The organism is Streptomyces sp. NPDC127595, assembly GCF_042671685.1.
Lineage (GTDB): Bacteria > Actinomycetota > Actinomycetes > Streptomycetales > Streptomycetaceae > Streptomyces.
On sequence record NZ_JBHXWK010000001.1, the window covers coordinates 188,114 to 213,986 of the forward strand.

Here is a 25,873-nt window from a genome sequence, read left to right on the forward strand (position 1 = left end):
GGCGAGGAGGCCCGGGGCGGTGAGCTGTGCGAGGAGGCCCGGGCCGGTGAGCCGCCCCTGCCCCGGTCACCGGATGGGGCGGGCGGTCACCGCGGCGATCTGCGCGCAGTAGAAGTCGGCGGTGTTGCGGGTGTGCCGGCCCATGAGGTGTTCGGCGCGCTCGGGGTCGCCGTCGGCGATGGCGCGGATGATCTGGGCGTGCTCGCTCCAGGCGTCCGTGCCGCGCGGCTTGGCGATGGGCATGTAGTACCAGCGCACGCGCCGGTCGACCTGGGGGATGAGCTCCGCGAGGACCGCGTTGCGGGACAGATGCGTGATGTGGCCGTGCAGGGCGGCGTTCGCCTCGACGATGGCGCGGGCGTCGCCTGCCGCGAGGGCGGTGAGCCCGACCTGTTGCAGCTCCCACAGGCGCTCGACGTCCTGGGGTGTGGCGTGTTCAGCGGCCCCCCGCGCGGAGTGCGTTTCCAGGACGCCGCGGACGCTGAGGAGCTGTGAGCACTCCTCCGGCGTGGGTGAGTGCACGAACGCGCCCTGCGCGGGCCGCAGATCGACCCAGCCGGTGGTGTGCAGCCGTTGCAGCGCCTCGCGTATGGGCTGGCGGCTGACGCCGAGATGGTCGGCGAGCTCGGCCTCGACGAGGTGCTGGCCGGGTTTGAGGGAGCCGTTGATGATCAGCTCGGTCAGGGCGTCGTAGACGGCCTGGCGCAGCGGTGCGGGCCGGGTGATCTGGCCGCGGGCTGTCACGGTGGGTGTGTCGGGCATGGAACCCTCCCCGTCATTGGACTGCTGATCCCCGTTGGACCGCCGGTCCTGGTTGGACTGCCGATCCCGTTGGACCGCTGATCCCCGTTGGGCTGCCAATCCCCGTTGGACTGCTGATCCACAGCCATTGGCTTCGGGATACTGACTTTAGTATGCAATAGCCATGTTGAGCGCCGCCCGTGACGTGAATATCGCGGAAATCACCTCCCTCGCCAATTGCCCTTGCCGCACCTCTGGCGCATCTGGTCGGATGCAGAATACTGTATGCAATCATCTGCGCTGCCCAGTGGAGCCGCGCTCCCGAGGAGGGGGTCACCCCGTGTCGTACCGCACCGCTCTCTCTGAAGTCCTGAGCACCGTCATCGAGCCGACCGCCGAAGCGACCGGCGCGAAGGCGAGATTTCCCCGCGCCTCGGTGACGGCCCTCGGCCGTGCCGGGCTGCTGGGTCTCACCGTCTCCACCGAATTCGGCGGCGGAGGGATGGACCTGCCGTACGCCGCCGAGGTGGTGGCGCGGATCGCCCGCGTCTGCCCGGCGACCGCGGCTGTGCTCCAGTCCCACTACGCGGCGGTCGCCGTCATCGAGTCGTACGGCAGCGCCTGGATCCGCGGTGAGGTCGCCGCCGGACGCCATCTCGGCAGCCTCGCGCTGGCCGAGGACGCCCCTGGTGAACAGGGCGTGCAGGGTGAGTTCTGGGCGTCGCGCTCCACCGCCGCCCGCTCCGGTGACGTGGTCGCCCTGCGGGCCCGTAAACACCAGGTGGTCGCGGCGGGAGAGGCGGACAGCTACGTCTGGTCCTCCCGGCCGCTCGGCGCGGCGGACGGACTGACGCTCTGGGTGGTTCCGGCGCACGCCCCGGACCTGTTCGTGCCGGCCCGGCCCGACGGGGGAGGGCCGGGCGGCAGCGCCACCTCCACCGTGTTCGCCGACCCGGTGCTGGTTCCCGCCGACGCGATGCTCGGACGCGATGGCGGAGGGCTCGACATCGTGCTGCGTACGGTCCTGCCGTGGCTGCTCGAACTCCAGGCGGCCGTCGGCTCCGAGTCGGTCCATCCCGCGGTGGCCGAGGTCCCGCGGCGGGCCGCTCACCGGGCCGCCGACTCGCTCACGGCGTCATGAGCGCGGCCGTGGGGCAGCCTGAGGGGCGGCCGCTCGTCGGGTCAGCCCTGGGTGGCCCCGGCGGCGATCTGCTTGCGATAGAAGTCGGTGGTGTGTTCGGTGTGGGTGCGCATGATCTCGCTCGCGCGGTCCGCGTCTCCCTTGGCGATGGCCTTGATGAGCTGGGAGTGCTCGTTCCACGCTTCCTTGCCGCGGGGCTGGGCGATCGGCGTGTAGTACCAGCGCACTTTCTGGCCCACCAGCGAGATCAGCTCGGACAGCACGGCGTTGTCGGCGATGACGGTGACGAAGGCGTGCAGCGCGGTGTTGGCCGAGACGAGGCGCTCGACGTCACCCGCGGCGAGCGCCTGGACGCCCTCCTCCTGCAGCTCCCAGAGCCGCTCGATGTCCTCGGGCTTCGCGTTCCCGGCGGCGAGCTGGGCCGAGTAGGTCTCAAGGACGGCGCGGACACTGAGGAGCTGGGCGGCCTCCTCCTCGGTGGGGGAGTGCACGAAGGCGCCCTGGGCGGGGCGGAGGTCGACCCAGCCGTTGGTCTGGAGCCGTTGCAGTGCCTCGCGGACCGGCTGGCGGCTGACACCGAGGTGCTGGGCGAGCTCGGCCTCGACGAGGTGCTGGCCGGGCTTGAGGGAGCCGCTGACGATCAGTTCGGTCAGGGCGTCGTAGACGGCCTGGCGCAGCGGCGCCGGGCGGGTGACGCGCCGGGACGCGGCGGCGTTGAGTGCCTCGCGCATGATGGCCTGCCCCGTTCTGCCACCGGGCCTGTGGGGCCGACGGCTTTGCCAAGTGGTGGTTGCCGAGAGGGTTGCCGACGGCGGGTTCAGCATACAGGTTTTGGTATGCAAGATGGTGGCCGCTGTTCCGCGGTGGAGTATGACCGAGTTCTGTATACAGAAGCCTGTATGGGGTATTGTCTCAGTCCCCTGCAAGCATCGCTATCGGCTCTTGGAGAGCGATCATGACGACCAGCGGGAGTGATGTGACGGTCGAGAACGTGGTGCGGCGGGTGGCGGCCCGACATCGGGGGGAGCGGGGGGCGCTGCTGCCCGTACTGCACGCCGTTCAGGCCGAGTTGGGCCATGTGCCGCAGGAAGCGATACCGGTACTCGCCGACGAGTTCAACCTCTCCCGCGCGGACGTCCACGGAGTGGTGACCTTCTACCACGACTTCCGCCGCGAGCCCGCCGGCCGCACCACGGTACGGATCTGCCGCGCAGAGGCCTGCCAGTCCCTGGGTGCGAACAGCCTGGTGAGCTACGCCCGCGAGGCCGGACTGGCGCTGGGGGAGACGACGGCGGACGGCGCGATGACCGTGGAGCAGGTCTTCTGCCTCGGCAACTGCGCTCTGGGTCCTGCGGTAGAGGTGAACGGCCGACTGCACGGACGAGTGGGGCCGGCCAAGCTGGGCGCGATCCTCAACGGGGCGGTGTCATCGTGAACGACGTCTCGCACGCCACCGCGAAGGTCTACGTCCCCCGTGACTCGGCAGCCAGGTCCGTCGGCGCGGACGAGGTCGCGGACGCCCTTCAACTGGCCGCCGTCGGTGGTGACTTCGACATCGAGATCGTACGCAACGGATCGCGCGGCATGCTCTGGCTGGAGCCGCTGGTCGAGGTGGTGACCCCGCAGGGCCGCGTCGGCTACGGACCGGTGGCCCCCGAGGACGTGGCGGGTCTCCTCGCCGCCGGCATGCTCGACGGCGCCGACCACCCCCTGCGCCTCGGCCTGGTGGACGAACTGCCCTGGCTCGCCCGCCAGACCCGCGTCACCTTCGCCAGAATCGGCGTCACCGACCCACTGTCGACCGAGGACTATGTGGAGCACGGCGGACTGGCGGGGCTGAAAGCCGCCCTGGCGCTCGCTCCCGAGGACGTGGTCACCGAGGTCACCGACTCCGGACTGCGCGGCCGCGGCGGCGCGGGATTCCCGGCCGGAATCAAGTGGAAGACCGTGCTCGGCTGCACGGACGAGCTCAAGTTCGTCTGCTGCAACGCGGACGAGGGCGACAGCGGGACCTTCGCCGACCGGATGGTCATGGAGGGCGACCCCTTCATGCTCATCGAGGGCATGACGATCGCCGCCCACGCGGTCGGCGCGAGCGAGGGCTACCTCTACATCCGCTCGGAGTACCCCGACGCGGTGGCCACGATGCGCGCGGCGATCGGCATCGCCCGCGAGCACGGCTGGCTCGGCAAGGGCATCCTCGGCTCCTCGCTCGACTTCGACCTGCATGTCCGCGTCGGCGCCGGCGCGTACATCTGCGGCGAGGAGACCTCCATGCTGGAGAGCCTGGAGGGCAAGCGCGGCACGGTCCGCGCCAAGCCGCCGATCCCCGCGATCGAGGGCCTGTTCGGCAAGCCGACCGTCGTGAACAACGTCCTCACCCTGGCCACCGTCCCCGTAGTCCTCGCGGACGGCGCCAAGGCCTACCAGGAACTCGGCGTCGAACGCTCCCGCGGCACCCAGGTGTTCCAGCTCGGCGGCAACATCGCGCACGGCGGCATCGTGGAGACCGCGTTCGGCGTCACCCTGCGCGAACTCGTCGAGGACTACGGCGGCGGTACGTTCTCCGGGCGCCCGGTGCGCACGGTGCAGGTCGGCGGCCCGCTCGGCGCCTATCTGCCGACGTCGATGTTCGACCTGCCGATGGACTACGAGGCGTTCGCGGCCGCCGGCGCGATGGTCGGCCACGGCGGACTCGTGGTGTTCGACGACAGCGTCGACATGGCCGCCCAGGCGCGCTTCGCGATGGAGTTCTGCGCCGAGGAGTCCTGCGGCAAGTGCACCCCGTGCCGGGTCGGTTCGGTACGCGGTGTCGAGGTGATCGACAAGATCGTCGCCGGTGAACACCGGGACGAGAACCTGGCGTTGCTCGAGGATCTGTGCGACCTGATGACCGACGGCTCGCTGTGCGCGATGGGCGGCCTGACGCCGATGCCCGTACGCAGCGCCATCACCCATTTCCCTGACGACTTCCTCGGCGGCCGTCGCAGCCTGGGAATCGAACCCGTAACTGCGACCGGCTTGAGGACGGAGGGCACGGCATGACACTGCTCAAGGAACCCGACTTCGGCACCCCGGAGAGGCCCGGCGAGGCGACCGTCTCGGTGGAGGTCGACGGGATGCCGGTGACCGTCCCGGAAGGCACGTCGGTGATGCGCGCCGCCGCGCAGGCCGGGATCGACATACCCAAACTGTGCGCCACCGACAGCCTGGAGCCGTTCGGTTCGTGCCGGCTGTGCGTGGTGGAGATCGACGGCCGGCGCGGCACCCCGGCGTCCTGCACCACGCCGTGCGCCGACGGCATGCAGGTGCGGACGCAGACGCCGAAGGTGGAGAAGCTCCGCCAGGGCGTCATGGAGCTCTACATCTCCGACCATCCGCTGGACTGTCTGACCTGCCCGGCCAACGGCGACTGCGAGTTGCAGGACATGGCGGGCGTGGTCGGGCTGCGGCAGGTGCGCTACGGCTACGAGGGCGAGAACCACCTCGACGCCGAGAAGGACACCTCCAACCCGTACTTCGACTTCGACCCCTCCAAGTGCATCGCCTGCTCCCGCTGTGTGCGGGCCTGCGGCGAGGTGCAGGGCACGTTCGCGCTCACCATCGAGGGGCGCGGCTTCGAGTCCAAGGTGTCGGCGGGAGCCGGCGAGACCTTCATGGACTCCGAGTGCGTCTCCTGCGGGGCCTGCGTGCAGGCCTGCCCGACCTCGACGCTCCAGGAGAAGTCGGTCGTCGAACTCGGCATGCCCACCCGCTCGGTGATCACCACCTGCGCCTACTGCGGCGTCGGCTGCTCCTTCAAGGCCGAGCTGCGCGGCGACGAACTGGTCCGGATGGTGCCCCACAAGGACGGCGGCGCCAACGAGGGCCACTCCTGTGTGAAGGGCCGCTTCGCCTTCGGCTACGCCTCGCACCCCGACCGCGTCCTCAAGCCCATGGTCCGCGAGAAGATCACCGACCCGTGGCGCGAGGTCGAGTGGGAAGAGGCCATCGGCACGGTCGCCACCAAGATGCGCGAACTCCAGGGGCGTTACGGGCCGAGTTCGATCGGCGCCATCTCCTCCTCGCGCTGCACCAACGAAGAGGTCTACGTCGTACAGAAGATGGTGCGCGCGGCCTTCGGCAACAACAACATCGACACCTGCGCCCGGGTCTGCCACTCCCCGACGGGATACGGACTCAAGCAGACCTTCGGCGAGTCGGCGGGAACGCAGGACTTCCGCTCGGTGGCTGAGGCCGACGTCATCATGGTGATCGGCGCCAACCCCACCGACGGGCACCCGGTGTTCGCCTCCCGGATGAAGCGCCGGCTGCGTGAGGGCGCCGAGTTGATCGTGGTCGACCCGCGCCGCATCGACCTGGTGCGCTCGCCGCACATCGAGGCCGCGCACCACCTCCAGCTCAAGCCGAGCACGAACGTCGCCGTCGTCAACGCGATGGCGCATGTCGTGGTCACCGAGGGCCTGGCCGACCTGGCCTTCGTGGCGCAGCGGTGCGAAGGGTTCGCCGAGTGGGCCGAGTTCGTCGCCCGTCCGGAGAACAGCCCGGAGGCCACCGAGGAGATCAGCGGCGTACCGTCCGAGGAACTGCGGGCCGCCGCCCGGCTGTACGCGGCGGCACCCAACGGGGCCATCTACTACGGCCTCGGCGTCACCGAGCACAGCCAAGGCTCGACCATGGTCATGGGTATGGCCAACCTCGCGATGGCGTGCGGCAACATCGGCCGTGACGGCGTCGGGGTGAACCCGCTGCGCGGACAGAACAACGTGCAGGGCTCCTGCGACATGGGCTCCTTCCCGCACGAACTGCCCGGCTACCGGCACGTCTCCGACGACGCCGTGCGCGAGGTGTTCGAGAGGCTCTGGGGCGGCACGCTGCTGTCGGAGCCCGGACTGCGCATCCCGAACATGTTCGACGCCGCGATCGACGGCACCTTCCGGGGCCTGTTCGTGCACGGCGAGGACATCGCCCAGTCCGACCCGAACCTCAAGCACGTCACCGCCGCCCTCGAAGCGATGGAACTGGTCGTCGTACAGGACCTGTTCCTCAACGAGACGGCCAAGTTCGCACACGTCTTCCTGCCCGGGGCGTCCTTCCTGGAGAAGGACGGCACCTTCACCAACGCCGAGCGCCGGATCAACCGGGTGCGCGCTGTGATGAAGCCGAAGACGGGCAAGCACGAGTGGCAGATCATCAGCGAGATCGCCACCGCGATGGGCTACACGATGTCGTACGACCACCCGCGCCAGATCATGGACGAGATCGCCTCGGTCACCCCGACCTTCACAGGTGTCTCCTTCGAGGTCCTCGACAAGCTCGGCAGCGTCCAGTGGCCGTGCAACGAGTCGGCGCCGGAGGGCACGCCGGTCATGCACGTCGACGAATTCGTGCGCGGCAAGGGCAAGTTCGTGGTCACCAGCTACGTGGCGACCAACGAGCGCAGCACCCGGCGCTTCCCGCTGGTCCTGACCACGGGCCGCATCCTCAGCCAGTACAACGTGGGCGCGCAGACCCGTCGTACCGGCAATGTCGCCTGGCACCCCGAGGACATCCTGGAGCTGCACCCGCACGACGCCGAGACGCGCGGCATCAGGGACGGCGACCTGGTCACCCTGGCCAGCCGGGTCGGGCAGACGACGCTGCACGCGGAGATCTCCGACAGGATGCCGGCCGGCGTCGTCTACACGACGTTCCACCATCCCGTGACGGGCGCCAACGTGGTCACCACCGAGAACTCCGACTGGGCGACCAACTGCCCGGAGTACAAGGTGACCGCCGTACAGGTCGGCCTCGCGCATCCGCTCGCGCAGAGCGGTACGGAGGTCGTCGAGGACGACCATCAGGCGGATGACGACCACCAACTCGTCACGGTGGTGGACTGAGATGGCGGGCGGAGTGCCACCGGAGTCGCGGATGGCGAACGACATCGCGGCGAACCACGTCCACCTGCCGAGCGAGGTGGCGGCCGAGGCGATCGCCGGGCACATGGGCAGGTTCTGGGACCCGCGCATGCGCAACCGGCTCTACGAGTTCGTCGACGCCGGAGCGGACGGGCTCGACCCGTTGGTGGTCGCCGCGGTAAGGCTGATGCGGTGACCGGCGGGCCGCACCGGCTCTCGGGGCCGGTGCGGCCCACCGGCTCCCGTCCAGGGGGCCCGCTGCCGGAGAGGCCTCTCAGCCGCCGATCGCCGACATCGGGCGCTGTGGCTGGAGGAAGGACGGGTCGTCCAGGCCGGAGCCTGCCTTCTTGCCCCGCATCGCGGCGCGCCAGCTGTCGGCGATCTCCCGGTCGGGTGCACCGGAACGCAGCACTGAACGCAGGTCGGTCTCCTCGCGGGCGAACAGACAGTCGCGGACCTGCCCGTCGGCGGTGAGCCGGGTGCGGTCGCAGGCACGGCAGAACGGCCGGGTGACGGAGGCGATCACGCCGACCCGGGCGGGCCCGCCGTCGACGAGCCAGCGCTCGGCCGGCGCGGAGCCCCGTACCGAGGAGGGCTCGGGGGTTAGCGCGAAACGGGCCGCGAGCCGCTCGATGATCTCGGCGGCGGTGACCATGTTCTCGCGCTGCCAGCCGTGCTGGGCGTCGAGCGGCATCTGCTCGATGAAGCGCAGCTCGTAGTCGTGGCGGAGGGCCCAGCCGAGCAGGTCGGCGGCCTCGCCGTCGTTGACGCCGCGCAGGAGGACCGTGTTGACCTTGACCGGGGTGAGGCCCGCGTCGTGGGCGGCGGTGAGGCCCGCGACGACGTCGTGGTGCCGGTCGCGGCGGGTGAGGGTGCGGAAGACCTCGGGGTCCAGGGTGTCGAGGGAGACGTTGACCCGGTCGAGCCCGGCGTCGCGCAGGGCCTCGGCGGTGCGGGCCAGGCCGATGCCGTTGGTGGTGAGGGAGATCCTGGGGCGCGGGTCCAGGGCGGCGCAGCGCTCCACGATGCCCACCAGGCCGGGGCGGAGCAGGGGCTCGCCGCCGGTGAAGCGCACCTCGGTGACGCCCAGTTCCGCCACCGCGATCGAGACCATGCGCACGATCTCGTCGTCCGTGAGCAGCTCGGGCTTGGGCAGCCACCGCAGGCCCTCTTCCGGCATGCAGTACGTGCACCGCAGATTGCAGCGGTCGGTCAGCGAGACCCGCAGATCGGTGGCGATCCGGCCGTACGTGTCGATCAGCACGAGCTGTCCTCCTTCGCTTCGGCCCACACGAGCTTCGCTTCGACCAACACGGGCCGCCCCTCTCGCTCTGCGTGCACGAGTCTGTACATCCTTTGAGGATACTGCATACAGTATTCACCACATCCCCCGCTGAGAGGAGCCACCATGAAAATCGCAGTCCTCGGAGCAGGTGCGATCGGCGCCTATGTCGGAGCGGCACTGCACCGTGGTGGCGCCGAGGTCCACCTCATCGCGCGAGGTGAGCATCTGAAGGCGATCCGGGCCCACGGGGTCCGGGTGAACAGCCCGCGCGGCGACTTCGTGGCAACGCCGCACGCCACCGACGACCCGGCCGAGGTCGGCGCCGTGGACTACGTGTTCCTGGGGCTGAAGGCGCACTCCTACCCGTCCAGCGGATCGCTCATCGCCCCGCTGCTCGGCGAACGGACCGCGCTGGTGGCCGGCCAGAACGGCGTGCCGTGGTGGTACTTCCACAAGCTCGCCGGCCCCTACGAAGGCCGCCGCATCGAGGCGGTCGACCCCGACGGCGCCACCAGCCGGGTGCTGCCGCCCGAGCGGGCCATCGGCTGTGTGGTCTACCCCGCCACGGTCATCGAGTCCCCCGGCGTCATCAGGCACCTTGAGGGCACCAGATTCTCGATCGGCGAGCCGGCGGGCGGGGTCTCCGACCGCTGTACGGCCCTGAGCGAGGCCATGGTCGCGGGCGGACTGAAGAGCCCGGTCGAGCCGAACCTGCGCGACGACATCTGGATCAAGCTCATGGGCAACGTCGCCTTCAACCCGATCAGCGCGCTCACCCGGGCGACGATGGCCGACATCTGCGGGCACGCGCCGACCCGCCGGCTGGTCACCCTGTTGATGGAGGAGACCCTCGACATCGCGTCCAGGGTCGGCAGCACACCCGACATCTCGATCGAGAAGCGGCTGCGCGGCGCCGAAGGGGTGGGCCACCACAAGACCTCCATGCTCCAGGACCTGGAGGCCGGCAAGCAGCTGGAGCTCGACGCCATCGTGACCGCGGTGGTGGAGATGGCCGACATCTCGGGCGCCGAGGCACCCACACTGCGCGCGGTCCACGCCGCGACCGACCTGCTGGCACGGACCGGACAGACGGCGTGATCGCTCGGGCTGGGTAGGGTTGGGTGATCACATGGCACCAGCGAGGAGTCGTTCATGCTGTTTCGTCAGCTGGAGTACTTCGTAGCGGTGGCCAGGGAGAGGCACTTCGCCCGGGCGGCGGAGTCCTGCTACGTCTCGCAGCCCGCGCTCTCCGCGGCGATCGCCAAGCTGGAGCGCGAGCTGAACGTCACGCTGATCAACCGCGGGCACAACTACCAGGGCCTCACCCCGGAGGGCGAACGGCTCGTGGTGTGGGCCAAGCGCATCCTGGCCGAGCAGGACGCGTTCAAGGCCGAGGTGGCCGCCGTACAGTCCGGCATCACCGGCACGCTGCGGCTGGGCACGGACCCCACCGCGTCGACGACCCTGGCGCTTCCCGTGGCCGCGTTCTGCGCGGCGCACCCGCTGGCCAAGGTGCAGGTCCGCTCCCGGCTGTCGACGAAGGAACTCCACCGCCAGCTGCGCGACTACGAGCTGGACGTGGCGATCGCCCACTTCGACCCCGGCGACCAGGAGGGCCTGCAGGTCGTCCCCCTGTACCAGGAGCGGTACATGCTGCTGATCTCCGCCGATCAGCTGACCTCGGGGACCACCTCCACCATGACCTGGGCGGACGCGGCCCAGCTCCCGCTCGCGCTGCTGACGCCCGACATGCGGATCCGCCAGATCATCGACAGCGTGTTCGCGGACAAGGGGTTCGTGGTGACCCCGCAGGTGGAGACGGACTCGATCGCCTCCCTCTACGCACACGTGGGCGGCGGCGAGTGGGCGAGCATCGTGCCCCACGCGTGGCTGCGCGCGATGCCGGTGATCGGCCGGACGAGAGCGCTGCACCTGGTCGACCCGGAGGCCGGGGCGCAGGTCTCGGTGGCGATCCACGCGGCGACCCCCGGTTCGGTCGCCGCCCGGGCGTTCGTCAACGCGGCGACGGGACTCGCGCTGGACGACTTCTTCAACCAGCCGCTGCCCACCGAGCACCGCGTGCGCTGAGCCGGGGCCTCACTGCCCGTACTTGGCCTCCACCGCCAGCCGGTCGAGCGCTCCCTTGGCGGTGTGCGGCAGCTCGGCGACGAGTTCCAGCTTGTCGGGCACCTCGAAGGCCGCCAGCCGGTCACGGGCGTACCGCAGGATCTGCTCGGACCCGATGCTCTCTCCCTCGCGTACGACCACGGCCGCGCCGACCCGCTGACCGTAGACCGCGTCGGGGACGGCGAACACGGCCGCCTCGATGACTCCGGGGCAGCCGGCGATGATGTCCTCGACATGCTCGGGCGAGATCTTCTCGCCGCCCCGGTTGATGAGGTTCTTGATCCGCCCGGTGAGGGACAGGTACCCGTCCTTGTCCACCACGCCCAGGTCACCGGTGCGCAGCCAGCCGTCGATGAAGGTGGCCGCCGTCTCGCCCGGGTTGCCGAGGTAGCCGCGGGCGACGGTCGGACCCTGCACCCACACCTCGCCCTCGGTGCCGACCGAGGACGTACGCCCGCTCGGGTCGACGACCCGGAGCTCCAGTCCGGTGGGCCGGCCGACCGACCCCTGCTTCAGCGGCCCGCGCGACGGCAGCGGCTCGCTGGTTGCCTGGTGCGTGGACTCGGTCATCCCGTAGGCGGACAGCAGCGGCGCGCCGAACGTGCGCTCCAGCGCCCGCTGCGTCGCGGTGTTGAGGGGCGCGCTGCAGCTCCGGACGAACTTCAGCGGCGGCGTCTGTGGGCCCGGGTACTCGGCCCCCGCCCGGTCCAGGAGGATTTCGTGGATGGTCGGGACCGCGGTGAACCAGGTGGCTCCGGCGGCCCGCATGTCGTCCCAGAAGGTGTGTGCCGAGAACCGCCCGCGCTCGGGAAGCAGTACGCATCCGCCGCTGGCCAGCGTGGACAGCAGGGCCGCGAACAGGCCGTGGCCGTGGAAGAACGGCATCACCGCGACGGTCGCGTCGCCGGGCCCCAGCTCGTAGGTGGCGCAGATGCCCCGTACGGACGCGGCCACATTGGCGTGCGTCAGCGGGACCATCTTGGCGCGGGCGGTGGTACCCGCGGTGAACAGGACGAGGGCGTCCTGGGCCGAGAGTTCGCCGGCCGCGCCCCGGACCTCCCGTACGGCAGGCGCGCTCGTGTCCAGGGTGACCGTCGCCGTCCCGGCGCGGGAGGCGATGACGCGGAGCGGCCAGGTCGGGACCGGGAGCTGAGCCGCCGACGGGGTGTCGTTCACGGAGGGACCGAGCAGGAGTGCCTGGGCACCCAGTCCTTCGAGCCGGTCGGACAGCTGCGTCGCGGGCAGCGTCGGGTCCAGCGGAGCGATCACCAGACCGGCCCGCGCCGCACCGAGGAGCGCGACGACGAACTCGGCGTTGTTGGCGCAGATCAGCCCGATCGCGTCGCCGCGCCGCAGTCCGGTGGCGCCGAGCCGGGCCGCCACGTCGTCGGCCAGGGCCGCCAGGGCGCGGTAGGACAGATGCACCCGGTCCCCGGTGACGACGAGGGCCCGGGCGTGCGGACGCTCCCGGACGTGCCGGTCCAGGAGGTCGACGAGGCCCGTCACCGAGGGTGGCCCGTACCGGTCCGCGTCGCACACGGATGCCGTCGCCGGAACGGCCATGACCCCACCTCCCGCGCCACGTCTGAATGAACCAGTCCACTGCGAGCCTGCGGCGGTGTGCGGTGTGCGTCCAATACGCACTGGCGAACGGCCGATAGCAGGTGTCTATCAAGAGCTTGCCTGCCAGGTCAGGTGGCTGCCACCTGCCATCGATAGATGCTGTTTATCAGTTGGTCGTCGATGGGTCTTGGACGCGCGGAGCCCAGGTCAGGATGGTGAGATGAGTAGCCGCACTGGCAGGACCTGCCCAAGGAGGACCTCGGATCATGACCGCCCCCTCGACACTGGAGACAGCGGCGACCGCCGACGTTCCGACGGAGCTCACCGACGGGTACCACCTTGTCGTAGACGCTCTCAAGTTGAACGACGTGGACACCATTTACGGGGTGGTCGGCATCCCGATCACCGACCTGGCCCGCCTCGCGCAGGCGCAGGGCATCCGTTACATCGGCTTCCGCCACGAGAGCAACGCGGGACACGCTGCCGCAGCTGCCGGATACCTCACGAAGAAGCCGGGCGTCGCCCTGACGGTGTCCGCACCGGGCTTCCTCAACGGGCTGGTCGCGCTGGCGAACGCCACCACGAACTGTTTCCCGATGGTCCAGATCTCCGGCTCCAGCGAGCGCCACCTCGTCGACCTGAAGCAGGGCGACTACGAGGAGATGGACCAGCTCGCCGCCGCGCAGCCGTTCGTGAAGGCGGCGTACCGCGTCAGCCGGGTCGAGGACATCGGCCGCGGTATCGCCCGCGCGCTGCGCACCGCGATCTCCGGGCGTCCCGGCGGTGTCTACCTCGACATCCCCGCCGCGGTGCTCGGCTCCATCATGGACGCGGAGGCCGGCGCCAAGACGCTGAGCCGTCTCGTCGACCCGGCGCCGCGTCAGCTTCCCGCGCCCGAGGCGGTGGACCGGGCGATCGAGCTGCTGGCGGGGGCACAGCGGCCGCTGATCCTGCTCGGCAAGGGCGCCGCGTACGCGCAGGCGGACGACAAGGTCCGTGAGTTCGTCGAGTCCACCGGCATTCCCTACGTACCGATGTCGATGGCCAAGGGCCTGCTGCCCGACAACCACCCGCAGTCGGCCGCCACCGCCCGTTCGCTGGCGCTGAAGAAGGCCGACGTCGTGGTGCTCGTGGGCGCCCGCCTCAACTGGCTGCTGAACCACGGCGAAGCACCGAGCTGGAACCCCGACGCGAAGTTCATCCAGATCGACATCGAGCCCAAGGAGCTGGACAGCAACCAGCCCATCGCGGCCCCGCTCGTCGGAGACATCGAGTCCGTGCTCGACGCGATCGCCGAGCGGACCAAGCCCGGCCAGATCGCCGCCCCCACCGCCTGGCGTGAGGAGCTGGCGGCGCGCTCGGCGACGAACGTCGCCAAGATGGCGGAGCGCCTCAAGGCCGACCCGCACCCGATGCAGTTCATGGGCGCGCTCAAGGCGATCCGCGACATCGTGGTCGAGCGCCCGGAGACGTACCTCGTCAACGAGGGCGCCAACGCGCTGGACATCGCGCGCAACGTGATCGACATGCACGTACCCCGCCACCGCCTCGACAGCGGCACCTGGGGCGTCATGGGCATCGGCATGGGCTACGCGATCGCCGCCGCGGTCGAGAGCGGCCAGCCGGTCGTGGCCGTGGAGGGCGACAGCGCCTTCGGGTTCAGCGGCATGGAGCTGGAGACGATCTGCCGCTACAAGCTGCCCGTGGTCACCGTGATCATGAACAACGGCGGTGTGTACCGCGGCGACGACGTCAACCCCCTCGACGACGCCCCGTCGCCGACCACCCTGATGCTCTCGGCACGCCACGACCTGATGATCGAGGCGTTCGGCGGCAAGGGCTACCGCGCGACCACGCCCGCCGAGGTCACCGCCGCCCTCACGGAGGCGCTGGCCCTGGGCGGCCCCGCGCTCATCGACTGCGTGATCGACCCCTCGGCAGGCACCGAGAGCGGCCACATCGCGCACCTCAACCCGAAGGGCATCACCGTCGGCAACATCACGGCGAAGAAGAAGTGAACCGCCCTTCCGCCCCTTGGAACACGGAGCGCCTCGGCCCCGAGCACTCCACCCGGAAGCTTCACCCCGAACTTCTGCCCCCGCACAGCCGACTCTCGCAGCGAGAGCAATCAGGAGAAGGAATACATCATGAGTGACAAGCCGCTCGCCGGAATCAAGGTGATCGACTTCACCGGGGTCCAGGCCGGTCCCGCGTGTACACAGATGCTCGCCTGGTTCGGCGCCGACGTCATCAAGGTCGAGCGCCCCCAGGGCGGCGACGTAACCCGCAATCAGCTGCGGGACATCCCGGACCTCGACGCCCTGTACTTCACCATGCTGAACAGCAACAAGCGTTCGCTGGCCATCAACACCAAGACCCCTGGCGGCAAGGAGGTCATGGAGAAGCTGATCCGCGAGTCGGACATCCTGGTCGAGAACTTCGCGCCGGGCGCCATGGACCGCATGGGTCTCAGCTGGGACTACATCCACGAGCTGAACCCGCGCCTGATCTTCGGCTCGGTCAAGGGCTTCAACGACGACTCCTCGTGGTCCGACCTCAAGGTCTACGAGAACGTCGCCCAGGCCGCCGGCGGCGCCGCGTCCACCACGGGCTTCTGGGACGGCCCCCCGACCATCAGCGGCTCGGCGCTCGGTGACAGCAACACCGGTATGCACCTGCTGATCGGCCTGCTGACCGCGATCATCCAGCGCAACGCGACCGGTCTGGGCCAGAAGGTATCGGTGTCCATGCAGGACGCCGTGCTCAACCTCACCCGGGTCAAGCTCCGTGACCAGCAGCGTCTGGACAAGATCGGCTACCTGGAGGAGTACCCCCAGTACCCGCACGGCGAGTTCGGCGACGCGGTGCCCCGTGGCGGCAACGCCGGCGGCGGCGGTCAGCCGGGCTGGATCCTGAAGTGCAAGGGCTGGGAGACCGACCCCAACGCCTACATCTACTTCACGGTCCAGGAGCAGAACTGGAAGCGCACCGCCGAGGCCATCGGCCACCCCGAGTGGGTGGATGACCCGGAGTACACCACCGCCCGGGCCCGTCAGCCGCACATCATGGAGATCTTCGGCGAGATCGAGAAGTGGCTGGCCGACAAGACCAAGTACGAGGCGGTCGACATCCTGCGCGTGTGGGAGGTGCCCTGCGCCCCCGTGCTCAGCATGAAGGAGCTCGCCGAGGACCCCGACATGCGCAAGAGCGGCACGATCGTCGAGGTCGAGCAGAAGGAGCGCGGTACCTACCTCACGGTGGGCAGCCCGATCAAGTTCTCCTCCTTCAAGCCCGACATCAAGGGTGCGCCGCTGCTCGGCGAGCACACCGACGAGGTGCTCGCGGACCTCGGCTACGACGCCAACGACATCCGCAAGCTGCACGAGGGCAACGTCGTCGCCTGACCTGACCTCGGCTGAAATACCCCGGTGCCCTGCGAGCGAGGACCGCCCGCAGGGCACCGGCATGTGATGCGGGGCATCAGTGACCGCGTGGGACGCGTGCGGGGTGTCAGTGACCGCGTAGGACGCGGAAGGGCCACCGTCGTGTGTCGCGACGGTGGCCCTTGTCCCGGTGCCCCGGTGGTGCGTATGCCTCAGGCCGTGGTCTGGCCCGCGGCTGCCTCGTTACGGCGCATCCGCTCCTTCTCCCGTGCCCGGCGTGCGGTGACGTCCCGGATGACCGCGCCGCAGTGGGCCGCGCCGCCGTCGGGATCGGCCAGCAGCACCACGCTGAACTCGATGGAGAGCTTGCGGCCGTCCGCCCCGAGCGCGGGAACCGCGAGGAGGTCCGCATCCCCGTACCGGCTGGTCCCCTGCTCCATGGCCGTCACGAAGCCGTCCCAGTGACGCTGCCGGTGCTTCTCGGGGATGATGATGTCCAGGCTGCGCCCGGCGACCTCGCCCGCGCTGTACCCGAAGATGCGCTCCGCCCCGTGGTTCCAGTAGCGGATCAGCCCTTCACGGTCGATGATCACAATGCCGTCGGGTGCCTGGGCGGCCATTCCCAGCACCACCGCGGGATCCAGATCTTCCATGTCTCCTCCGAGCCGGGGCGTTGGAGCCGTCAGCATACTGCATACAGTTCATACTGCATACAGTTCGGCGGCTCCATCGACCCGGCTGACGGTCAGGACAGGCCCGCAGAGGACACCCAGGCCTTGGCCACGTCCAGCGGGTCCTCGCTGTCGGTCTGCACCTGGCTGTTGAGATCGATCAGGGTTTCCGTGTCGAGCTTCGCGGATACCTCGTTGAGCACGGAAATTCCCTCCGCCGGGAGATCGCTCTTGTACACCAGCGGAATCACGTTCTGGAAACTGAAGAGGTTCTTCGGGTCCTTGAGGATGACGAACTTGTTCGCCTTGATCGTGGGGTCCGTCGTGAAAATGTCCCCGACCTGGATGCTGTTTCCCTTGAGGGCCGCGACCGTCAGCGGACCGCCCGCGTCCAGCGCCTTGAAGGACTTGAATTCGAGGCCGTACTGGGTCTTGAGGCCCGGCAGCCGCTGCGGACGCGTCTGGAACTCCGGCGCCCCGCCGATGACCAGGTCGGATGCCACATCGGCGAGGTCGGCGATCGACGACTCGCTGGTGAGTCCGTACTGCTTGGCGGTCTCTTCGTTGAGCCCGATCGCGTTCTTGTCCTCGGCCTTGGAGGCGTTCAGCAGGGTGAGCTTCGAGTCGAGGTCGGCGTTGATGAGCTCGGTGGCGTCCTCGGTCGACTTCGGAACCGCGTCGGGATTCAGATACGACAGCAGAGCGCCGTTGTATTCGGGCATGACCGTGAGCGTGCCGTTCTTGATCAGTCCGTAGGTGGTCTCACGGCTGCCGATGTTCAGCTTGTAACTGACCTTTATGCCTTTGGACTTGAGGGCCTCGCCGTAGATGTCCGCGAGCAGGATGCTCTCGGGGAAGTTGTTGGAACCGACCACAACCGTCCCGCCGGCGGCGGCGTCGTCCTGCAGTGGGTCGTCGCTCCCGGAGTCGGAGGAACCGCAGCCCGTCAGGGCGGCCGCGGCCACAACCAGCAGGGAAACAGCGTACGTTGCGGACGTTCGGGTGCTTCGTGCGAAGGTCACGTGGGTCATCCAGACTTGGCGTGGGGGGTGGCGCGGCGGGCCGAAAGGCACGGCGTGGCAACGGTCGTGACGATCCAAGCGAGCCCACTCACGCACCGTCAAGACACGAATAGATCACTGACGGAGACCACAGCATCACTGATGGATCAACTCCGCATCACCTTTGGAGACCGCTTGGCTCCAACCCGTGGGCGCATCGCGCACAAAAAGTGTGCGAACCCGACCTATCTGTGTGTCAGAGTTTGGTTGATCATGGCCGAACACTTCTGGCAGCCGCTAATGTTGGCGCAGTCGAGGGCCTTGTTCCACTTGCCGGCCTGAGCGCGCTGTCGCGACCCTGCACTCACCAAGCCCTGACAGCGGGCTTTCATGGAATGAAGTCAAGGAGGTTTGGTGCCCGCGCACAGGAAAGCCGTCCTGGAGGAGCCGTCAGCGGCCCCCCGAATAGGCCGGACTCCGCCTCTTCTTGACCGTTGGCCTTTCCGTCGGAAGCTCAACGTCCTGGTGATCGTGCCGCTCGCGGTCGTCACGGCGATGCTCTCCTATGTCATCTACGCACAGGTCGACCGCGCGATCTCCGCCGCCGGAACCGCCCAACTGGTGCGGGACAGCGCGCAGGTCACCAAGCTCATCGACGCCGTACAGTCCGAGCACCGGCAGGCGCTCCTCGTCGCCCTGCGCTACGAGGCCGCGGCCTCCGACGACAAAGCGCCCAACACCTCCGCCTACCTCGACGCCCAGCAGAAGGTCAACACCCAGGCGGACGCCGTCCGTTCGGCCTTCGGGGACCGGCTGCCCGAGGCCGAGGCCCAGGTGCTCCGGGAGCTGGAGGGGCTGGACACCCTCCGTCAGACGGTCGAGCAGGGGCCCATCCCCGCCGACAACATCGACCCCGCCTACGGATCGGTGATCGACGGCCTCATCAACGGTCTCCGGCTCGGTCAGGTCGAGGCGTCCTCGACGTCCGCGGCCAGCCTGCTCGACGCGCTGTTGCGCGCCGACACCGCCCACGCGTCCTTCGAGACCAGCGTCTTCGCGGCCCGTACCGGGGACGCCAACGCGCTCATCGAGTTCACCAGCGCCGTCGGTGACTACGACCAGTACCTCTCCCAGGCCGACCGGTTCACCCGGTTCGCCAACCCGGACCAGGCCGCCGCGATCGACGGGGTCGAACACAACCCGTACCAGGGCGTCATCGCGCAGCACTTCGCCCAGTTGCAGGTCGACCCGGGTGCTCTGATCGCCGGAAGCCCGGCCGAGCTGCGCACCGCCCTCTCCGACGCGCTGTCCGCCGAGCCCACCTACGCACGCCAGGCCGAGAGCCGGCTCAAGATCACCCAGACGCTCATCGGACAGCTCGCCACCCAGGCCGACGACGCGTCGATCGACGCCTGGTGGGACGTGATCTGGCTGGTGTCGGGCACCCTGCTCGCCCTGGTGTCCTGGTTCCTGTTCTCCGTGATGGTCCGCCACTCCGTACTGCGGACCGTGCGGGCACTCACCGGGGCGGCCCAGCACGTGGCCGCCGCGGCCGGGACCGAGCTGGCCAGGGTCGCGGACGACGACGCCGAGGACGTGAGTCCGCCGCGGCTGGACGCCGTACCCGTGCCGGTCCGCGACGAGATCGGTGAACTCGCCGAGGCCTTCAACCAGGTTCAGGTCACCGCGACCGCCCTGCTGGAGCGTCAGGTCGTGAGCCGCCGCAACATCGCCGTCATGTTCGGCAACGTCGGCCGCCGCGTCAGCAACCTGACGGCACGTCAACTCGCGCTGATCGACTCGGTGGAGCGCGGCGAGACGGACCCTGAAGTACTGGAGCGGCTCTACCGCATCGACCACATCGCCGTACGCCTCCAGCGCAACGCCGACAGCCTGATGCTGCTCGCCGGAATCCGTGAGGGCGGCCTCAACACCGGTCCCATGCGGCTCAGCAACATCGTCCGCGCCGCGCTCGGCCAGATCGAGGGCTACCAGCGCGTCACCCCGCACGCCGAGGGCGATGTCAACATCGCCCCGGACATCGTCGGCGACCTGACGCTGATGCTCGCCGAACTGCTGGAGAACGCGGTGATGTTCTCCCCGGCCTCCAGCAACGTGGAAGTCGTCCTGCGACCGCGGCACGGTTCCTCCGGCGGCGCCCTCGTCGAGATCATCGACCACGGCCTCGGGATGAGCCCCGAACGGCTGGCCGAGGAGAACGCCCGGCTGATCCGCCGTGAACGACTCGACCTCGCGCCCACCGAGGTCCTCGGCCTCTTCGTGGTCGGCGGTCTGTCCCGGCGCTGGGGCATCGAGGTCGTGTTGTCCCGCACCCCGGGCGGCGGTGTCACCGCCACCGTCGCGGTTCCTCCCTCGCACCTGCTGCTCGCCGACCCGACGGGAGCCGCGACGCGGGCCCCGCACATCATGCCGGCCGCCCGCCGCTCCGGCCCGCCCGAGCCGCGCCCCGCGACGGTCGAGCCGGCGCCCGGCTCCTCGGCCCTGCCCCGCAGGGTCCGCTCCCGACCGGGCGAGGAATTCCCCGGTCACACGAGGAGGCCCGAACCCGCCACGGGAATCGGCGGCGGCGAGGACGCCCTGGCCCATCCGGCGAACGGACTCGGCAGGCCGCGCGGCAACGGCGGTTTCGGCCAGGCCCCGTCGGAACCCGTCGAAGGCGCGGGATCGTTGCGGCGCCGGGTGCGCGGTGCGACCCTGTCGTCCACCACGGCCTCGACCCGGCTGCCCAAACAGCCCATGCCGACCCCACGGCCGCCCGCCTGGCAGCCCGTGGACCCCGATGCCGCACGCTCCGAACTCGACGAGTTCGAGGCCGCGGTCCTGCGGGCCCAGAGCGAGAGCGCGGCTCTGGACAGGGGCCTCGGCGCGTACCGCCCCGGGGCCCCGACCGAACAGACCACTCAGAGCAACAGATCCTCATTCCCGGAAGGCACGAGCAAGTGACCATGTGGACAGGCAAGCCGGAATCCGGAGCCGCGGAACCGGTGACGGACGTCAAGGCCGCCGCTGCCGACTTCAATTGGCTGCTCAATCGATTCGCCACCGAGACCGCGGGAGTCGTGGACGTCATCGGCGTCTCCTCGGACGGACTACTGCTCGCGGTGTCCCAACTGCGCGGCCAGGCCGACTCGGAGAGGCTCGCGGCGATCGTCTCCGGCATCACCAGCCTCGCCATGGGGGCGTCCGGCAACTACGGACTCGGTGGCCTGAACAAGGTCATCATCGACCTGGAGGAGGGACACGTCCTCGTGTCGGCGCTGGGCGCGGGAGCGGTGCTCGGAGTTGTCGCCTCCAAGGAGGCGAAGCTCGGCAACATCGCGTACGAGATGACGCTCTTCGCCAACCGCGCGGGCGCCGTGCTGAGCCCTCAACTGGTCATGGAACTGAAGAACACCGTGGGCATCGCCCCGAACGGTTGACGGTCGACGGTCGACGAGGACGTCGCCGGTCCATGACGACCCGCGAGGCGAAGGGGATCAGGACGTGACGACGGCCGGCGAGCCATCGGGTGACGACGACACCGCGTGGGGAGTGGAGGCTCCCGCGTCGGTCGTCCGGCCCTTCCTGCTGACCGCGGGACGGATCGCGGGCGGCGACAGTCTCGTGCCACCCATGCCGATCGAGACCCAGGTGGTCTCGACCGACATGGGTCTGGCCGCGCTCGACGCCTTCGTCTTCGACCAGCACCGCGACATCATCGCGGTCTGCCGCCAGCCGCAGTCGCTGGCGGAGATCGCGGCGAAACTGCGGATGCACTTGAATGTGATCAGAGTGCTCGCCGACGACCTGCGCGCCGACGGTCAACTGGCCTTGTACGCACCGCAGGCCGACTCCGCCCGCGACGCCACCGTATTGCGAAGGGTTATCGATGGTCTCCGAGCTATCCCCGACTCCCGGGGCGCGATCCGTGAGCACTGACACCGAGGGTGTCCGGCCGCCGCTGCCGGTGAAAATGGTCATCGCGGGCGGCTTCGGCGTGGGCAAGACCACGACGGTGGGCGCCATTTCCGAAATCGAGCCGCTGACCACCGAGGCATCCATCACCTCGGTCGCCGCGGGCGTCGACGACCTCTCCCACACGCCGCAGAAGGTGACGACCACCGTCGCCATGGACTTCGGCTGTGTCACCCTCGATCCGACCCTGAAGCTCTATCTGTTCGGGACCCCCGGCCAGGAGCGCTTCGGGTTCATGTGGGACGACCTGATCGAGGGCGCGCTGGGCGGGCTCGTCATCGTCGACACCCGGCGCCTGGACGACTGCTACGCGGCCGTCGACTACTTCGAGCACCGGCAGATCCCGTTCGCGGTGGCCATAAACGCCTTCGACGGCAAGGTCGAGCACGACCTGAACGACGTACGGTGGGCCCTCGACGTCGGCGAGCACGTACCGCTCACCGTCTTCGACGCACGCAGCCGCGGATCGGTGCGCGACGCGCTCCTCGTGGTCCTCGAACACGCCCTGGCCGCGGCGGAGAAGTAGGACCGAAGACCGGAAGAAGGGGCGACGGGCCTGTGCCCGTCGCCCCTTTCGCGTTTCCGTTCCCGCCTTTCCGTCAAGCGGTACGGCGCCCGCGCACCCCCGGGGACACCGCCACCCGGGCCACCGCCCAGAACAGCATCAGGACGAGCAGCGCCAGGAGGGCCGTGAGGGCGGCCCCGCCGGTCACCTTCTCGAAGTCGCGCTGGTACAGGCCGTCCAGGATGTACCGGCCGACTCCGCCCAGGGCCACATAGGCGGCGATGGTGGCCGTCGACACGATCTGGATCGCCGCCGAGCGCAGACCGCTGAGGATCAGCGGCAACGCCTCCGGGACCTCGACCTGGAAAAGGATCTTTCCCTCCGACATGCCCATGCCGCGGGCGGCGTCGGCGGGGGAGGGGTCAAGGGTGCGGATCGCCTCGTACGTGGTGATGAGGATCGGCGGGGTCGCCAGCACCACCAGCGGGATCATCACGGGCACGATGCCGAGGCCCAGCCAGACGAACATCAGCACCAGCAGGCCGAAGGTGGGCAGCGCCCGGGCCCCCGAGGACACGAACGCCAGCGCGTTGCCGCCGCGGCCGGTGTGCCCGGTGACGAGGCCGACGGGCAGGCCTACGGCCGCGGCGATCGCGAGCGCCCAGGCGGTGTACTGGAGGTGCTCCCACACACGCTGCGGGATCCCGTCGTACCCGTGCCAGTGGGACCCGTCGCTGAAGAAGGACTGCATGTAGTGGAGTACGGTCACGAGACGCTCTCCTGGATGCGGGCGGGGCTCGCGGTCGTGGACGTACGGCGTGCGGTTCCGCGGCCGGAGGGCGGCTGCCAGGGAGTGAGCACGCGCCGCAGCAGGACGAGCACGGCGTCGACAAGGACCGCGAGGACGGCGGTGGTGACCACCGAGTTCACGGCGAGGAGCGGGCGGTGGTAGAGCATCGCGGTGGTCAGCAGATTGCCGAGCGCCCCCTCGTTGCCGATCAGTGCGCCGACGCTGACCAGGCTGATGCTCGACGCCGTCGCCACCCGCAGTCCCGCCATGATCGCCGGTACGGCGATGGGGAGTTGGACCTGGAGGTAGCGGCGCACGGGACCGATGCCCATCGCGGCGGCGGCCGCGTTCGTTTCCTCGGGCACCGAGCGGACGCCTTCGACGACCGCCGGGACCAGAATCACCAGGCTGTAGAGGCACAGCGGGATCATCACGGTCGTCTTGCTGAGCCCCGTGTAGTCGATGAGCACGACGAAGAAGGCGATCGAGGGGATCGCGTACAGCACCGTGGTGAACCAGAGGACCGGCGGATAGACCCAGTTGTAGCGGACGCACAGCAGCCCGACCGGCAGCGCCAGCAGGAGGCCGACGACCACCGGGACCAGCGCCTCCTGCATGTGCGTGGAGATCAGGCCGAGATAGCTGCTCTGGAGGTCGCTCGGGATGTCGAAGAAGCCGTTCATCGCGCGGCCTTCACCTGCGACGGAAGCTCCGGCGAGTCCGCCGCCCGCTGCTGCCGGGCCGCGCGGATCGCGGCGGCGATCCTCTCCTGCCCGACGAGAACCAGCACCTTCCCCGCGCCGTCCACGGCGACCGCCTGGCCGGCGGGCGACAGCACCGCCCGGTCCAGGGCCACCCGCAGCGAGTCCCGGCCGGTCCGGAAGCTCTGCCCGTACGGTTCCAGCGTCTTGACGTCACCGCTCCACGTCGTGAGGTCGGCCCAGCCCAGCGGCTTGCCGCCCGCGTCGGTGACCAGGACCGGGGCTTCCTTGCCGATGCGTACGGCGGTCTCCTGCCAGTCGGTGCCGACCGGGAGGACCCGGGAGCGGTCGAGGGGGAGATCGCGGGTGGAGAGGAACGACAGACCGCGGATGCCCCGGTCGGCGCCCAGGAACTCCTCCACGAAGGAGTCGGCGGGCGAGGACAACAGCTCGTCGGGAGCGGCGAATTGGGCGATCTTGCCGCCGGCGCGCAACACCGCTACCTGGTCGCCGATCCTGATGGCCTCGTCCATGTCGTGGGTGACGAACACGATCGCCTTGGCCAACTCGCCCTGAATACGCAGCAACTCCTCCTGGAGACCCCGGCGGACCACCGGGTCGACCGCGGAGAACGGCTCGTCCATCAGCAGCACCGGCGGGTCCGCGGCCAACGCCCGGGCGACGCCCACCCGTTGCTGCTGGCCTCCGGAGAGCTGGTAGGGGTAGCGGCGGGCCATGTCCTTGTCGAGGCCGACCCGTTCCATGAGTTCGGCGGCACGGGCCCGGGAGCGCTGCCTGGACCAGCCGAGCAGTCGCGGCACCGTGGCGATGTTGTCGACGATCGTGCGGTGCTGGAAGAGCCCCGCGTTCTGGATGACGTAACCCATCGACTGGCGCAGGGCGTTGACCGGCTTGCGCCGGATGTCCTCGCCGTCGACCCGGATCGTGCCGCTGCTGGGCTCGATCATGCGGTTGATCATGCGCAGCGTGGTGGTCTTGCCGCACCCCGAAGGCCCGACGAGCACGGTGATGGAGTGGTTCGGAATCTGCAGTGACAGGCGATCGACGGCCACGGTGCCATCGGCGTATCGCTTGCTGACATCTTCGATGGCTATCAAGCGTCGAAACCCTTCGGGGAGCGCAGGCTCGCACGTGGTGCGATCACGTGTACGAGGGGCGCAGTCTAGCCAGTTGGGGTCTGCGCCGGATGCGGCACCCGTAGGGAAGCAGGGCGGTTCAGCGGGCGGTGCGGACGCCGTCGAGGGCGACGGCCAGGACGCGGTCGCGCTGGGCGTCGTCGAGGAAGTTCGTCGAGGTGATTCCGGCGACCATCCGCAGGACGTCGTCGAAGGCGATGTCCGTGCGCGCCTGGCCGGCCTGCTGCGCCCGGTCGAACAGCGGGCCGCCCGCCGCGTACATCGAGTCGCGGCAGGCCAGGAAGATCTCCGACTCGTTGTTGAGCGCCTCGCGGATGGCCCGCTTGGTCACGGTGTAGTCGACGAAGCGGCGCAGCCACGAGGACAGCGCCTCCCACGGCTCCTGTGCGGCGACGTCCTGGGCGACCTTGCACAGGTCGTTCACCTCGGCGGCGTAGACGCTCTCGAAGAGATGGCGGCGGGTGGGGAAGTTCCGGTAAAGGGTGCCGATGCCCACGCCCGCTCGGCGGGCGATGTCCTCCAGTGAGGCCTCGGCGCCGTTCTCCGCGAACGCCTCGCGGGCGGCGGCCAGCAGGGCGTCGTAGTTGCGCGCGGCGTCCTTACGGTGCGGGCGCCGGGACGCGACGATCTCGCTGACGGGGAACGGCTGAGCCGTCACTGCTGCCTCCCGGGGCGGTACGAGGTTGAAGGAGCGGTCCGAGGTTGAAGCGGAGGAGTGCCTCCGCTACAGTGGAGGCGTACCTCCACTTTACCAGTCGGGGTGTGTTCCGCGTGGATGCGTGCGGCCGCACGCATCGTCGACGCCTCCGCCCCCGTTCGACCGCATACCGGGCCCTGCCTCCTGTGCACCGCCCGTCCTCACCGTCCTTCGGCGACCGCTCGGGGTGGTCGTCGGCGTGCTCACCGCTGCCCCGCAGCGATTCAGCTCCACTC

Annotated in this window: 23 protein-coding genes; 13 read left to right on the plus strand and 10 right to left on the minus strand. The window is 69.6% G+C overall.

Going from position 1 to position 25,873, the window contains the following annotated elements:
- Nucleotides 1–66 precede the first annotated feature (66 nt).
- Nucleotides 67–762: a GntR family transcriptional regulator gene (locus ACFVKT_RS00800; protein WP_385726139.1), complete on the minus strand. Its 696-nt coding sequence runs from the start codon at nt 760–762 to the stop codon at nt 67–69.
- A 319-nt stretch (nt 763–1,081) separates the two neighbouring features.
- On the opposite strand from ACFVKT_RS00800, the gene ACFVKT_RS00805 reads away from it, so the two are divergent.
- Nucleotides 1,082–1,882 (plus strand): acyl-CoA dehydrogenase family protein, encoded by an 801-nt coding sequence (locus ACFVKT_RS00805; protein WP_385726141.1) that lies wholly within the window; start codon nt 1,082–1,084, stop codon nt 1,880–1,882.
- A 41-nt stretch (nt 1,883–1,923) separates the two neighbouring features.
- On the opposite strand, the gene ACFVKT_RS00810 is transcribed toward ACFVKT_RS00805, so the two are convergent.
- Nucleotides 1,924–2,613, minus strand: coding sequence for a GntR family transcriptional regulator (locus ACFVKT_RS00810; RefSeq protein WP_385726143.1), 690 nt, complete (start codon nt 2,611–2,613; stop codon nt 1,924–1,926).
- Nucleotides 2,614–2,837: 224 nt separating this feature from the next.
- On the opposite strand from ACFVKT_RS00810, the gene ACFVKT_RS00815 reads away from it, so the two are divergent.
- Genes ACFVKT_RS00815 through ACFVKT_RS00830 form a run of 4 tightly spaced genes read left to right on the plus strand, consistent with a single transcriptional unit; the run spans nt 2,838 to nt 7,978 of the window.
- Nucleotides 2,838–3,317, plus strand: a complete 480-nt coding sequence (locus tag ACFVKT_RS00815) for an NAD(P)H-dependent oxidoreductase subunit E (RefSeq protein ID WP_385726145.1) — start codon at nt 2,838–2,840, stop codon at nt 3,315–3,317.
- Nucleotides 3,314–4,927 carry a formate dehydrogenase beta subunit gene (locus tag ACFVKT_RS00820; RefSeq protein WP_385726147.1) on the plus strand — a complete coding sequence of 538 codons (1,614 nt, stop codon included), beginning with the start codon at nt 3,314–3,316 and terminating at the stop codon, nt 4,925–4,927. The genes ACFVKT_RS00815 and ACFVKT_RS00820 overlap by 4 nt, the downstream gene beginning before the upstream one ends.
- Nucleotides 4,924–7,764 (plus strand): formate dehydrogenase subunit alpha, encoded by a 2,841-nt coding sequence (gene fdhF, locus ACFVKT_RS00825; protein ID WP_385726149.1) that lies wholly within the window; start codon nt 4,924–4,926, stop codon nt 7,762–7,764. The genes ACFVKT_RS00820 and fdhF overlap by 4 nt, the downstream gene beginning before the upstream one ends.
- Nucleotides 7,765–7,795: 31 nt before the next feature.
- On the plus strand, nt 7,796–7,978 hold the full coding sequence (locus ACFVKT_RS00830; RefSeq protein WP_385726151.1) for a formate dehydrogenase subunit delta: 183 nt from the start codon (nt 7,796–7,798) through the stop codon (nt 7,976–7,978).
- Nucleotides 7,979–8,056: 78 nt separating this feature from the next.
- Here the strand turns inward: ACFVKT_RS00830 and moaA are convergent, their stop codons facing one another.
- Nucleotides 8,057–9,046, minus strand: a complete 990-nt coding sequence (gene moaA / locus ACFVKT_RS00835) for a GTP 3',8-cyclase MoaA (protein ID WP_385726153.1) — start codon at nt 9,044–9,046, stop codon at nt 8,057–8,059.
- A 144-nt stretch (nt 9,047–9,190) separates the two neighbouring features.
- Between moaA and ACFVKT_RS00840 the strand changes: the two genes are divergently transcribed.
- On the plus strand, nt 9,191–10,165 hold the full coding sequence (locus ACFVKT_RS00840; protein ID WP_385726155.1) for a 2-dehydropantoate 2-reductase: 975 nt from the start codon (nt 9,191–9,193) through the stop codon (nt 10,163–10,165).
- A 54-nt stretch (nt 10,166–10,219) separates the two neighbouring features.
- Complete coding sequence (locus ACFVKT_RS00845) at nt 10,220–11,155, plus strand: LysR family transcriptional regulator (RefSeq protein ID WP_385726157.1); 936 nt, start codon at nt 10,220–10,222, stop codon at nt 11,153–11,155.
- Nucleotides 11,156–11,164: 9 nt separating this feature from the next.
- Here the strand turns inward: ACFVKT_RS00845 and ACFVKT_RS00850 are convergent, their stop codons facing one another.
- Nucleotides 11,165–12,757 (minus strand): FadD7 family fatty acid--CoA ligase, encoded by a 1,593-nt coding sequence (locus ACFVKT_RS00850; RefSeq protein ID WP_385726159.1) that lies wholly within the window; start codon nt 12,755–12,757, stop codon nt 11,165–11,167.
- 266 nt (nt 12,758–13,023) lie between these two features.
- On the opposite strand from ACFVKT_RS00850, the gene oxc reads away from it, so the two are divergent.
- Together oxc and frc are read left to right on the plus strand one after the other, a co-directional pair.
- The gene (gene oxc / locus ACFVKT_RS00855) at nt 13,024–14,775 is read left to right on the plus strand and encodes an oxalyl-CoA decarboxylase (RefSeq protein WP_385726161.1); all 1,752 of its coding nucleotides are present in this window, start codon (nt 13,024–13,026) and stop codon (nt 14,773–14,775) included.
- Between the two features lie 129 nt (nt 14,776–14,904).
- Nucleotides 14,905–16,161, plus strand: a complete 1,257-nt coding sequence (frc, locus tag ACFVKT_RS00860) for a formyl-CoA transferase (RefSeq protein ID WP_385726163.1) — start codon at nt 14,905–14,907, stop codon at nt 16,159–16,161.
- A gap of 191 nt (nt 16,162–16,352) precedes the next feature.
- Here frc and ACFVKT_RS00865 read toward each other — a convergent pair whose 3' ends face one another.
- Together ACFVKT_RS00865 and ACFVKT_RS00870 are read right to left on the minus strand one after the other, a co-directional pair.
- Entirely contained in the window at nt 16,353–16,793 is a 441-nt protein-coding gene (locus ACFVKT_RS00865; protein ID WP_385726165.1) for a PAS domain S-box protein, read from the minus strand.
- A gap of 92 nt (nt 16,794–16,885) precedes the next feature.
- Nucleotides 16,886–17,842 carry a glycine betaine ABC transporter substrate-binding protein gene (locus ACFVKT_RS00870; protein WP_385726167.1) on the minus strand — a complete coding sequence of 319 codons (957 nt, stop codon included), beginning with the start codon at nt 17,840–17,842 and terminating at the stop codon, nt 16,886–16,888.
- Between the two features lie 384 nt (nt 17,843–18,226).
- Between ACFVKT_RS00870 and ACFVKT_RS00875 the strand changes: the two genes are divergently transcribed.
- The 4 genes from ACFVKT_RS00875 to ACFVKT_RS00890 all read left to right on the plus strand — a co-directional run bounded on the left by ACFVKT_RS00875 (nt 18,227) and on the right by ACFVKT_RS00890 (nt 22,313).
- Nucleotides 18,227–20,776, plus strand: coding sequence for an ATP-binding protein (locus ACFVKT_RS00875; RefSeq protein WP_385726169.1), 2,550 nt, complete (start codon nt 18,227–18,229; stop codon nt 20,774–20,776).
- Between the two features lie 2 nt (nt 20,777–20,778).
- Nucleotides 20,779–21,252: a roadblock/LC7 domain-containing protein gene (locus ACFVKT_RS00880; RefSeq protein ID WP_384386605.1), complete on the plus strand. Its 474-nt coding sequence runs from the start codon at nt 20,779–20,781 to the stop codon at nt 21,250–21,252.
- Nucleotides 21,253–21,316: 64 nt separating this feature from the next.
- Complete coding sequence (locus ACFVKT_RS00885; RefSeq protein WP_385726171.1) at nt 21,317–21,751, plus strand: DUF742 domain-containing protein; 435 nt, start codon at nt 21,317–21,319, stop codon at nt 21,749–21,751.
- Nucleotides 21,702–22,313, plus strand: coding sequence for an ATP/GTP-binding protein (locus ACFVKT_RS00890; protein WP_385726172.1), 612 nt, complete (start codon nt 21,702–21,704; stop codon nt 22,311–22,313). Before ACFVKT_RS00885 ends, ACFVKT_RS00890 begins: the two co-directional genes overlap by 50 nt.
- Before the next feature lie 73 nt (nt 22,314–22,386).
- On the opposite strand, the gene ACFVKT_RS00895 is transcribed toward ACFVKT_RS00890, so the two are convergent.
- From ACFVKT_RS00895 to ACFVKT_RS00910, 4 genes are all read right to left on the minus strand, one after another.
- Nucleotides 22,387–23,043 (minus strand): ABC transporter permease, encoded by a 657-nt coding sequence (locus tag ACFVKT_RS00895; RefSeq protein ID WP_385728066.1) that lies wholly within the window; start codon nt 23,041–23,043, stop codon nt 22,387–22,389.
- Nucleotides 23,044–23,057: 14 nt separating this feature from the next.
- A complete protein-coding gene (locus ACFVKT_RS00900) occupies nt 23,058–23,765 on the minus strand; it encodes an ABC transporter permease (protein WP_385726174.1) in 708 nt (235 codons plus the stop codon).
- Nucleotides 23,762–24,901 (minus strand): ABC transporter ATP-binding protein, encoded by a 1,140-nt coding sequence (locus ACFVKT_RS00905; protein WP_385726176.1) that lies wholly within the window; start codon nt 24,899–24,901, stop codon nt 23,762–23,764. Before ACFVKT_RS00905 ends, ACFVKT_RS00900 begins: the two co-directional genes overlap by 4 nt.
- Nucleotides 24,902–25,019: 118 nt before the next feature.
- Complete coding sequence (locus tag ACFVKT_RS00910) at nt 25,020–25,598, minus strand: TetR/AcrR family transcriptional regulator (protein ID WP_385726178.1); 579 nt, start codon at nt 25,596–25,598, stop codon at nt 25,020–25,022.
- Nucleotides 25,599–25,873 lie beyond the last annotated feature (275 nt).